Below are 11,353 nucleotides of genomic sequence, written 5' to 3'. Positions count from 1 at the left end.
CGGCAGCCGGCCCCCAGGCCGGCCCGCGGACCTACCCATGCCCAGCCACCGCCACCACAACCCGGATCGCCGAAGTCACCGCCCGCACACTCATAACCCGCACCCCAACCTGCACGGCGAACCCTTCCGAATGGTCGTACCTGACGCCGTTCGGCCCGGGCTGTGGGCAGTGGTTCCTCAGCGAGCTCCTAGGAAGTCCCGGAGGCGCATCGCCCCAACCCCATACGACATGGCTTCGCACGCCAGCCTGGGCAGCATCCGCACACCACCGGGCCGCCGCACGGGCGGTGTGAGTAGCCAGGCCGAGGGCCATCGCAGCAGCAGGTGACCGTGCATCACCAGCAACCACACCGCTCAATCAGCCGCGAACAGCATGATCCCGAAGCCACAGCAGTCGACTGTGCACCGGAGGCGCGATCCCCGGCACGGCACCCCGCGGCAATGGATCGAGCACCGGACGCGCGGATCCCTGGCATCGCATCCCTAGCCATGCATTGAGCACCCAGACGGGCGAGTCCCTGGCATGGCATCCCCAGCGATGGATCGAGCACCGGACGCGCGATCGCTGGGGCGAGAGCTGCAGGGCCCTCGACGCGGGTCGGTACGACGTTGAGCACGGCTCAGCCATCCGCGCGGCCAACGGGTGGTTGAGGGGTGCTCAAGGTGAGCCGACCGCCCGACCTTGAGCACGCTTCGACCGTTCCGGCGGGGTGCCAGACGGCTGGTGGGTGCTCAAGGTGACTCCCGGTCCACGATCCCGGGTGCCGGGGGAAGGTTGGCGCGTTATGCGGTGGGGTGTGGCGCGGTCATGTAGTGGGGACCTCGGACATCTGGTGCGGTGTCCGGGGTCCCCAGTAGGTGTACGCGGTTCGGCCGTTCGGCTGGTTACGCTGGCTTCAGCGGGCGCTCTTGATGGCGTCGATGATGCCTTGCTGGGTGGTCGTGGTGTTGCTGCGGTTGAAGAGGGCGAAGCCGTATTGGCCGTTGTGGCCGTTGTCCCAGTAGACGGTGGCGGCGCCGTACTTCTTGGAGGTCGCAACGACGGCGCGGGCGTAGTCGGCGCGGTAGCGGTTGTTCGAGGAGTCGGCCGAGGTCTTGTCGATCGAGCCGTACTCACCGACGACGACCGGGTAGCCCCGTACGACGAACTTGTCGTACATCAGCTTCAGCTGGGAATCCAGGTAGTCCTCCTGGCCCCAGGTCGAGCGCTTCGCGGGATTGGTTGCCCCGCGCCCCCATTGGGTGATCGTTCCGTTCTCTTCACCGGCGAAGTCCCACGGCGAGTAGTAATGCACCGAGATCATGAGCCGCTGCTCGTTACTGGGAATGGAGGAGGACCGGTACTGATCGGTCGGTACGACGAAGCCGTAGTTGCCGGCGGTGTAGTCGATGTTGGTGTTCCAGCCGGGGACGAGGAGCCAGCGTGCGTTGTTGTTGCCGCCGGCCCGTCGGACCGTGTCCACGAAGATCTGGTTGTAGGCGTTGATGTTCGAGTAGCACGGCTGGGTCGGGCGGCCGTACTGCCCGTCGAAGTTCTCGTTCATCGACTCGAGGATCAGCCGGTTGTCGTAGCTCTGGAATCTGGTGGCGACCTGCTGCCAGACCTTCTGGTACTTCGCCTTGATCTCGGTCTGGTTGGCGGCGTCACAGATCAGCCAGGCATTGGGGATGCTCTTGTAGCCGTCCCCGTGCATGTTGATGATGACGCGCAGGCCGCGGTTGTAGGCGTAGTTGACGACCTGCTGGATCCTGTTCAGCCAGGCGGAGTCGATGGTGTAGTTCGGGCCGGCGCCGATGCTGCGCAGGTACGAGACCGGGATCCGGATCGAGCTGAAGCCGGCCGCTTTCACCTTGTCGATGAGTGCCTGGGTGACGGCCGGATTGCCCCAGGCCGTCTCGCTCGGGTAGCCGTTGGAGTTGGCCTCGAGCTGGTTGCCGAGATTCCAGCCGACGCCCAGGTCGGCCACGATCTGGGCAGCGTTTGTTGTTGCCGCGGGGCCGGCGGAGGCGCTGTTCGTCATACCTGGCACGGATGTGGCGACAGTCAGTAGAGCAGCGAGCAGAACGGTTCTGAGCTTGCGAGAACGCATAGGGGCGTACCTCTTCCAGTTCTGTCGAACGAAGCGATGTCGAACACGGTGCTGTCGAACACAGTGCTGTCGAACACAGTGCTGTCGAATAAGGTATCGAAGCGCTTCGACGATGGGGGCGGGCAGTTGAGGACGAGATCACCAGGGGTGGCCGGATCCTAAGCGCGCGGAGCCGCCGCTGACAAGACTTCGACGAGCCGGAGCTTCAACTGCCGTGCTGAGTGTGGTTGCCCGCAGCAAGTATCAGAGTGCGTTCGGACTGGTAATGGCAGCCGAGGGAATCGAAGATTGCCGCCGTGGCGCGGACCGCGTCCGGATCGCCGTCCAGGAGTGCTGCGGCGCGCGCTACCTGGGCAGCGGCGAGCGGGTTGCCGGCCACGATGGTTCGGGCCTCGGTCACGCGGGCGAGGGCGTCTGGATGCCCCGCAAGTACGGCGGCCTCGGCGCGCAGGGCGACGTACCAGTGGTGCCAGATCCAGGTGACCCACTTCCAGATCTCCGAGGGTGGTCGGGCGATCCGCTCGAGGGCTTCGGGTAACCGGCCGTGGTGCAGCAGCAGCATGGTGTCGAAGACTGCGCCGTAGCCGAACGCTTCCTCCGGGGGAGTGTCGAGCTGCTCCAGGATCTCGAGCCACTCCCGCCGGGCGTCCTCGTCGCCACGGAGCCCATGGACCATGGCGACCGCGGCGACTGCCGGACCAAGGGACGCCCGGGCCGGACTGCCGGCGCGTCGCCAGGCGTCGAGGAAGCGGACGCTGCCGCTGAGCACCTGGTCGACGTTGCCCGCGAAGGCGTCCGCGACCAAGAGCCAGCTCGTGGCGCGGTGGCCGACCTCAGCCAGCAGGGGATGTTCGGCGAGCTGCGCCGCCCACTGCCGAGCCGCGTGCAGGTCGCCGGTGCCAAGACTCGCTTCTGCAGCCTCACCGAGTGCTTCGATCAGCTCGTGGGTAGCAGCCGGCGTCACCGGTGTGGAGGAGAGCAGCGTGATGCGGCGCTGCGTAGTAGCGGCGGCGGCGAAGGTGTCACCGGCCCAACTCTGGGCGCCGGTCAGTACGTCGAGCGCGATGGACTCGGCCAGCGGATCGCCTGCGCTGTGCGCCGACTCGACAGCACGTTCGGCGCGCGTGATGGTGTCCGCGACTGCATTGCCGGGGTGGCCCTCGGCGGTGATGATCGCCGCGTTGAGCGCCTGCCCGGCCTCGGCCACCGCCACCATGACCTGTGCCGCCTGGTCCTGCCCAGCCAGCTCACGTGCTTGGGCGATTAGGGCGTCGGTCTCCTCCACCGGAAGCCTGCGCACGAACCTGCCCGCGAACCGGTAGGACGTGATGGCGATAGTCGCTAGGTCGCGGGCCGCGCCCTCGGTACTCCCGGCGCGGAGATCGGCCTCCGCCGCAGCACGGTAGAGGCGGTACAGGTCGTCGCCACGCATCCGGCACGCCGCAACGGCCGCGGCATTCCGGAGCTCGGCGGCCGTCGCTCCGGGGTCCTCGGCGTACGACGCGGCTTGTTCGTACCGCAGTTGGGACTCACCGATCAGCGTCCGGGTGAAGGTCAGCTCGGCCAGCCGTTGCGCGAGCCGGTAGGCGTTCGCACGCTGCTCCGGCTCCTGAGCCGCCCAGGCGAGGGCAGAGCGCAGATCGTCGGCGACCGCATCGAATCCGGCTCGCCAGTCCGGCCGATCCGCGGTCAGCCCGGCCGCCTGTTCCAGGCACCAGCGCAGGTGTCGATCTCGGACCGCGCCGAGCTCATCGGCAGTGGCGAGTTGCTCCGTGCCGTACTGGCGGATCGTCTCCAACGCCCGGTACGCCGTACCGCGTGGTGATGCCGTCACCACCAGCAAGCTCTGCTCGGCCAGCCGGGCCAGGCCGTCGGCCACCAGGAACTCGTCTGACTCGGCCACCTGCGCTGCCGCAAACGCGGTGAACGGCGCGACGAACACGGATATCCGGCGAAGCAGCGCCTGGTCGGCGGGATCCAGCAGGGCGTGACTCCAGTCCAGTGCCGCTCGCACCGAACGATGCCGCTCATTCGCGCGGAAGCCGCCGGTCAGCATTCGGAGCGGGTGCGACAGCGCGGCGGTGATGCCATCGAGCCCGAGCGTTCGGTAGCGGGCGGCGGCCAGTTCGATGGCGAGCGCCATACCGTCCAGGCGTTCGCAGATGACGGCGATCTGTTCACGCGCTGCCGGGTCCAAGGTCGAGCCGACCGCGGCCGCACGCTCGAGGAACAACGCGACTGCGTCCGATTCGCCGTCGACGGGAAGTGACAGCGGCGGGACTTGGTAAACGTGTTCGAACGGCACCATCAGCTGGGCCCGGCTGGTCGCCAGCACTGTCAGCTGGGGGCAGGTCGCGAGCAGTCGTTCGACGACCAGCGCAACGCCGTCCAGGACCTGTTCGCAGTTGTCCAGCACCAGCAGAGCGTGCCGATCGGCCAACGCAGCGATCACGGACTCGGTGATGTCACGGCCGGGCTGCTCACCGAGGCCGAGGGTGGCGGCGATCGCGGTCGCGATCATCTCCGGATCGGTGACCGGGACAAGATCGACGTACCAGACAGCGTCGAAGTGGTTACCGGCTGCTTCGGCCGCGACCGCGAGCGCGAGGCGGGTCTTGCCCACGCCGCCGGGGCCGACCGCGGTCACCTCGCGACGGGTGGTGATCAGTTCGATCAGGGCTGCCTGCTCGCCGGACCGGCCGACGTACGAGGTGAGCGCGGCGGGTAGTGCCGGCGCCACCGGGGCCGCCGTGCCTGTGCTGGTCGGCTCGGGCGCACGGTGGGCCAGCGCGCGCCGATCCGGGACCTCGAGCTTGCGCAGCAGGGAGGAGACGTGACTCTCCACGGTGCGCACCGAGATGCTCAGCCGCGCGGCGATCTCGGCGTTGCTGAAGTGCGCCCCGACCAGTTCCAGCACCTCGCCTTCACGCGGCGAGATGTCGACAGTGGCGGTCACCGCCCAATCTTCCCTCATCTGCCCCTCAGTGGCCGCCACTAGGCCGAATCCGTGGTGCGTATCCGTGCTCCCGATCCGTGGTGCAGTTCCGTGCTCTCCACGGATGTGGAGCCGCTAGGCCGGGCCGCAAGCTGTGACTACAGCAAGCAACGGACCACCACAGGAGTGATCGTGACGACGCAGGGAATCAAGACCGTGTTGCACCCGGTGTCCGACCTGGCGAAGGCCAAGGCCGTGTACGCCGCTCTACTCGGCCTCGCGCCGCAGACGGACTCGCCGTACTACGTCGGCTTCGACGCCGAGGGCCAGCACATCGGACTGGTCCCCGACGGCGGGCCGCAGGGCATGACCTCGCCGGTCACGTACTGGCACGTGTCGGACATCGAAGCGAAGCTCGCCGAGCTGACCGCGGCCGGCGCCGAAGTGAAGGAAGCCGCCCACGAGGTCGGCGCCGGCCGGCTGGTCGCCACGGTCATCGACCTCGACGGAAATGTACTCGGGCTCATCCAGGACCGCTGAACCACCACCACCCATCCACTTTCGTACGCAAAGGAATTCAGCCATGAACACTCTCGCCTCTGTCACCGTCGAAGCCACCGACCCGACCGCCGCCGACGCCTTCTACCGCGCCACCGGCCTGGACACCTACGTGACCGTCCGCGGCACCGACACCCCGTCGACCGGCTTCCGCGGCTTCGCCCTGTCGCTCGTCGCCGCCCAGCCCGGTGACGTCGACGCCATCATCGGCGCCACCGCCGAGGCCGGCGCCACCACCCTGAAGCCCGCCACCAAGAGCTTCTGGGGGTACGGCGGCATCGTCCAGACCCCGGACGGAATGATCATCAAGGTCGCCACCTCGAGCAAGAAGGACACCGCCCCGGTCACCGGCACCATCGACCAGGTCGCACTCCTGCTGGGCGTCGAGGACGTCAAGGCAAGCAAGCGTTTCTACGTCGACAAGGGCCTGGCCGTCGGCAAGAGCTTCGGCGGCAAGTACGTCGAGTTCGACACCCCGTCCTCACCCATCACCCTGGCCCTCTACCCCCGCCGCGCCCTCGCCAAGGACACCGGCATGCCGCAAGAAGGCACAGGCTCCCACCACCTGGTCCTGGGCACCGACGCCGCCCCCCTCACCGACCCCGACGGCTTCGTCTGGGAAACCACCACCGCCTGAAACGGCACGTGTCCCCTGGGTGTGCGAACCCCCAGCCCATCACAATTGCCGCAATCCCAACCGCGCCCGCCTGAACCCGGCGGGCGCACCCATTTGTGATGGCCTGCCGGTCCGCAGCCGGCGCCGGCCTGCTCCGCAGGTGGCGCAACGACCGGCAGCAGTTAGGCGAGTTCGGTCGCGAGGATGTTGTCGGCCTGGGCTGGGGTGATGGTGTTGGTCAGGACCAGGGTGGCGAGGCCGATCGAGGTGGCCAGTAGCTGGTGGCCTTCGGCCTCGGTGCTGCCGAGGAGGAGGGTGAAGAGAGCGGCGAGGTCGGTGTAGCCCTGTTTGAGGTGTTCTGCGAGCTCCGGGTTGGTGAGTGCGTAGGTCTCGAAGGACTGCTGGATCCGGAAGAGTCGCCGCTCGTCCTCGTCGCGTGGGATCAGCACCGATAGTACGGCGCGCAGTACGTCGCCCGGGTCGCCGCCGGTGGCGCGTTCCTGCACGCGTTGGGTACCGCGCTCGTTGATGGCGACGGAGGCCGCGCGGAGCAGATCGTCCTTGGTCGGGAAGTAGTGCTGCACCCGGCCGATCGACACCCCGGCCCGGTCGGCGACCCGCCGTACCGTCACCTGGTCGACCCCACCGGCGTCGACCAGCGCGAAGACCGCCTCGACGATCGCGGACCGCCGCTCGTCGTGCGCGGCACCCTGACCTCTCACCAAGTTAGCCTCCTGAGCAGAACAATACGTTAGTATTGATTAGATGAGGACCTCATGGTGAAGATACTCGCGCTCGCACTGGCCGCCCTGCTCGCGGTGCCAGTGGTTCCCACCGAAAACCCGCTCGTTGTCCGGATCGAACAAGGCGAGATCCGCGGCGTTGATCTGGGGGATTACCAGGAATACAACGGCATTCCGTACGCCGCGCCGCCGGTCGGCGCACTCCGTTGGCGCTCACCGCAGCCCGCGGCGGCGTGGACCGGCGTACGCGATGCTTCCGCTCTCGGACCTCGCTGCGCCCAGGCGGAGTCCATCACCGGTACGACGGCCACCGACGAGGAGGACTGTCTCTATCTGAACGTGACGACGCCGACCGCGGGCGGGCCGCGCAAGTCCGTGATGGTCTGGCTGCACGGTGGCGGGTTCGTCGAAGGCTCGGGAGGCGAGTACGACCCACACCGGCTGGCGGTCCGCGGCGAGGTGGTCGTGGTGACGATCAACTACCGCCTCGGCATCTTCGGCAACTTCGGCTTTCCCGGGCTTGAAGGCTCGGGCACCTTCGGACTCGAGGATCAGCAGGCCGCGCTCCGCTGGGTCCGGCGCAATGCGGCCGCCTTCGGAGGCGACTCGGGCAACATCACGCTGTTCGGCCAATCGGCAGGCGGGCAAAGCATCTGCGCCCAGCTCGCCGCACCCGCGGCGGCAGGTCTCTTCCAACGCGCGATCATCCAAAGTTCGCTGTGTACGTCGGCGATCCCGGCCAACGCTCTCGCCCCAGGACTGCCGACCGTCTCGCCGTGGGAGGCGCCGGGCAGCGTCGCCGTCCGCGGCAAAGCCGTTGCAGCCACCCTCGGTTGCTCCACAGTCGACTGCTTGCGGCGGGAGAAGGCTGCCACGGACTTGATGCCGCACTTCGGCAAGTTCGCCGGACTCTCCTACGGCAGCACGACTCTTCCGGAGAACCCGGCCACCGTGCTGGCCGGGGGCGGAGCGCACGACGTACCGATGCTGTCCGGCAGCACGCGCGACGAAATGACTTACCTGCAAGGGATCATCGATCACGCGACTCAGCCACTCACTCCCCGGCAATACCTCGACTATCTCGCCGATGCGTTCGGTGCCGAGGCCGGCCGAGTCGCCGACCGCTATCCACTGAGCAAAAGCATCCCGCCGAGCCGAGCCTGGGCGGCCGTGACGACCGACAGCGCCTTCGCCTGCCCGACCTTGAAACGCAACCAGGCCTTCGCGCGCCGATCCCCGACGTACGCCTACGAGTTCGCCGACCACACCGCGCCGCCGACCTTGCCGCCGGTCACCTACCCGTACGGCGCCTATCACTCGGCCGACGCGTTGTACCTCTTCGACTTCCGCGACGGTGTCACCAGTCCAGCTCTCACCAGCGCCCAGCAGCGCCTGGCCGACAGCATGATCAGCTACTGGTCGACCTTCGCCCGCACGGGCAACCCGAACACTCCGGGTCTTCCGCGCTGGCAGCAACTCCGGCCGACCGATGTCGCGGTCCAATCGCTCGCGCACGGCATTCGCCGGACAAATGTGAGCCGGGCCCACAATTGCGATTTGTGGGCCACGATCGAGCTTTGACATGGGGTAAGGCCGGAGCGCCTCCTGTGGGGCGACGGGAGGCGCTCCGGGGTCAATTGTGCTGGATTCAGATTTTGCCGGTTCCAGCTCCGCCGGTGACGATCGACTTTACGCTTTCGGCGGCGTCGACCACGTAAGAATACGGAATGGCGGCGACGCTGGCCGCATTCCGGGAAACCGGGGCGCCGGAGCTGGCCAGGTAGTTGTTCAGGAGCTTGACGTTGCCTTCCGGTGAGTCACCGGTCTGGGCGACGACGGGCTTCGACACGCTCTCGAAGTAGTTCCGCTCGACGTAGACGCCGGCGTCGCAGGTCGAGGCCACGCCGTAGCCGCTGGTGCTGCGGTAGTAGTTGTTGAAGACGTGCACCGGGTTGCCGAAGCGGACCCGTGGGTGGCGCTGGGTGGTGCCGTCGAACCAGTTGGCGTAGTAGGTCACCCGCAGTTTGCCGCGGTCCTCACCGGCGTTGTCGTCGCTGTGACCGATCAGGCCGACCTTGTCGTGGCTGGAGAACTTGTTCCACGACACGGTCACGTAGTCCGAGGCGCGCTTGACGTCGACAGCGCCGTCGTACCCGTTGCTGAAGCTGTTGTGGTCGACCCAGACGCGCGTCGAGTACTGCACGTTGATCGCGTCGTCACCCCAGTTGCGGAAGTTGAGGTTGCGGATGATCACGTTGCTGACGTTGGCGACGTTGAGTCCACCGCCGACGATCGCCGAGCTGCTGCCGACGCCGATGATCGTCTTGTTCGCGGCGACCTTGTTCATACCGGACAGCGTGATCGTGCCGGAGACCCGGATGACGCGGGCACCGCTGGCTTGCATGTTGCTGATCAGGGCGGAGGCGGTGGTCACGGTGACGGCAGTCGCACTGCCACCGCCGGTCGTTCCACCTCCTTGGGTCGCCCAGCCTTGCAGGGCGTACGTCGAGGCAGCGGCCTCCGGCAGCAGCCGTGGGGCGGCGACGGTGATGCCGGCGGTGGCTGTCAGGACGGCAGCCACCACAAGGAAAGGTAATCGGCGCGCGATGGATCGCATGGAAAAACCTCCAGTGAACGGGGCGGGACTGAGAGGAAAACGCTTTCCATCGAAGAATTTACAAAGCGGAAACCTGGAGGTCAAGAGTTCGAGTGAGTCAGAAATCGAAGCGATTCGATGGAACGATCAAACCGCGAATTACAGTGACCCCTTTCGAATGTCGACGAAGATCGGGTTCGCGTAGAACCAGAGGTCTTCCCAGGGATTGGCGTTCCCCAGTACGTCGATGACCGGGCCGGCCGGATCGACGGCGGCGCCGTACGGGCCGGGTGCGTTCCGCTTGCCGTCGGTGCCGCGGAGCCGGAAGTAGCACGGTCCGTCGATCTTCAGCGTGTGTGACAGCGTCAAGGTGCCCTCGGTCTGCGTCACGTCCCAGGACTTGAGGACATGGGCGCCGGGCGCGGTCATGGTGTCGGGATCGGTCGCCGGTCCGGTGACTGTGCCCATGATGAGGTCGACGCGGGCAAGCTCGGGATGCAGTTGTGCGTAGTTGCCGCCTTCGGTGAGCTCGATCTCCACGGACAACCGGACCGATGAGCCACGCTTGACGCTGATCCGTCCGCCCAGCGGCGCCTCTTGGCCACCGGATCGCAGCCGGACGTCAAGACCGGAGATCAGGTCGCCGTGGCAGGCCCAGACCCGGCCGGCCCGGATGGCGTCCATCACGGGGCGATGTCCGCGACCAGTCGCCCCGACCCAGGTCTTCGAGTAGGCGCCGGGCGGCAGACCGCTGTACGTCGTCACTGGCCTGCCTGCACCGATCGGATCGGGGAACTTGCCGGTGGTCATGAAGGTCCGGCCGGTCTCGTCGTACGGCTTGGTGTCGTACGAGCTCTGGTCGAGTGGGTCCACGGGGTTCTTCACCCAGTCGCCGCAAGCCTGATGGCCGTCGGAGCTGACCGTGATCCAGAACGGTTTGCCCTCCGCGAGCAGGGAGTCCCACACCCCACCGACGGTCGCCGTCATCCAGTCGAAGCCGCCGTGCGTGCGGTAGGCCTCCGCGGGGAGGCCCGGGAAGGAATACTTACTCGGTGCGCTGTCGTACAGACCGCGGCCGCGAGCCATTCCGGGAGCCGGCAGTCCGGCGGCTTGATGGCCGGGCGCACCTTCCATCCCGAGGACGGTCCCCGGAGCAGCATCGCGCCAGGCGCGGAGCTCATGGGGTGAGTCGATGCCCAGCCGGCACGGGTGATTCGCCAGCACCAGTGCGTCGGGGATCCGCCCGTCCCGGACGCCGCGGTACAGGAACTTGATCGCTTCGACCGCCAGCGCCTCGTTGGCCGGCGTTCCGTCCCGGGTGTTGTTCACGCGCGCGTCGTACTTGCTGACGAACTCATTGAGAAAGTCGGCCTCGTTCTTGCCTGGTGCAAGCATCAAAGTCGCGTGCTCGGCGCCCGGCATGTTCCACTCCATGCCCAGGAAGACCAGCATCTTCTCGAGGCTGGCCTTGCGGGCGGCCGCGACGTCGGCAGCGAGCATCGGCACGCTGTACGACGAGAAGGCCGTGTTCCCGTGATCGGTGATCACCATCCAGTCGAGGCCGTGCTCGATCGCCCGCTGGACCTGGTCGTCGACCCGGAACATCGCGTCGTTGCTGTACTGGCTGTGCAGGTGATGATCGCCGGCCAGCCAGAGGTACTCACCGCGCCGAGGTCGATCGGTTGCCGATGCTGTTGCGGCCGGTGCGCCGAGCACGGTCGCGGCGGCGACACCCGCACCTGTCAACCCTGCGCCGCGGAGAAAACTCCGGCGTGGACTGCCTGTGCTGTGGGGGCGAGTCACATCGGTCATGGG

At 67.3% G+C, this 11,353-nt stretch carries 8 protein-coding genes; 3 read left to right on the top strand and 5 right to left on the bottom strand.

The features are described from left to right. Positions 1-896 precede the first annotated feature (896 nt). Positions 897-2,090 (bottom strand): glycoside hydrolase family 5 protein, encoded by a 1,194-nt coding sequence (locus tag E1261_RS16365; protein ID WP_132407529.1) that lies wholly within the window; start codon positions 2,088-2,090, stop codon positions 897-899. Positions 2,091-2,295: 205 nt separating this feature from the next. Continuing rightward, positions 2,296-5,046, bottom strand: coding sequence for an ATP-binding protein (locus tag E1261_RS16360; protein ID WP_202874745.1), 2,751 nt, complete (start codon positions 5,044-5,046; stop codon positions 2,296-2,298). A 171-nt stretch (positions 5,047-5,217) separates the two neighbouring features. Between E1261_RS16360 and E1261_RS16355 the strand changes: the two genes are divergently transcribed. Both E1261_RS16355 and E1261_RS16350 read left to right on the top strand, forming a co-directional pair. Then, on the top strand, positions 5,218-5,565 hold the full coding sequence (locus E1261_RS16355) for a VOC family protein (protein ID WP_132407525.1): 348 nt from the start codon (positions 5,218-5,220) through the stop codon (positions 5,563-5,565). Positions 5,566-5,608: 43 nt separating this feature from the next. After that, on the top strand, positions 5,609-6,220 hold the full coding sequence (locus E1261_RS16350) for a VOC family protein (RefSeq protein ID WP_132407523.1): 612 nt from the start codon (positions 5,609-5,611) through the stop codon (positions 6,218-6,220). Between the two features lie 161 nt (positions 6,221-6,381). Here the strand turns inward: E1261_RS16350 and E1261_RS16345 are convergent, their stop codons facing one another. Then, on the bottom strand, positions 6,382-6,921 hold the full coding sequence (locus E1261_RS16345) for a TetR/AcrR family transcriptional regulator (protein WP_202874743.1): 540 nt from the start codon (positions 6,919-6,921) through the stop codon (positions 6,382-6,384). A gap of 54 nt (positions 6,922-6,975) precedes the next feature. Here E1261_RS16345 and E1261_RS16340 point away from each other — a divergent pair, with 54 nt between their 5' ends. Beyond that, the gene (locus tag E1261_RS16340) at positions 6,976-8,523 is read left to right on the top strand and encodes a carboxylesterase/lipase family protein (protein ID WP_132407519.1); all 1,548 of its coding nucleotides are present in this window, start codon (positions 6,976-6,978) and stop codon (positions 8,521-8,523) included. 67 nt (positions 8,524-8,590) lie between these two features. On the opposite strand, the gene E1261_RS16335 is transcribed toward E1261_RS16340, so the two are convergent. Together E1261_RS16335 and E1261_RS16330 are read right to left on the bottom strand one after the other, a co-directional pair. Further along, positions 8,591-9,523 (bottom strand): pectate lyase family protein, encoded by a 933-nt coding sequence (locus E1261_RS16335; protein ID WP_238176254.1) that lies wholly within the window; start codon positions 9,521-9,523, stop codon positions 8,591-8,593. 174 nt (positions 9,524-9,697) lie between these two features. After that, positions 9,698-11,350, bottom strand: coding sequence for a PHP domain-containing protein (locus E1261_RS16330; protein WP_132407515.1), 1,653 nt, complete (start codon positions 11,348-11,350; stop codon positions 9,698-9,700). Between the last annotated feature and the right edge of the window lie 3 nt (positions 11,351-11,353).

It is taken from the genome of Kribbella albertanoniae (assembly GCF_004348455.1).
Lineage (GTDB): Bacteria > Actinomycetota > Actinomycetes > Propionibacteriales > Kribbellaceae > Kribbella > Kribbella albertanoniae.
Note: the sequence above shows the minus strand (reverse complement) of the source record. Positions and strands in the feature narration are given on the sequence as shown.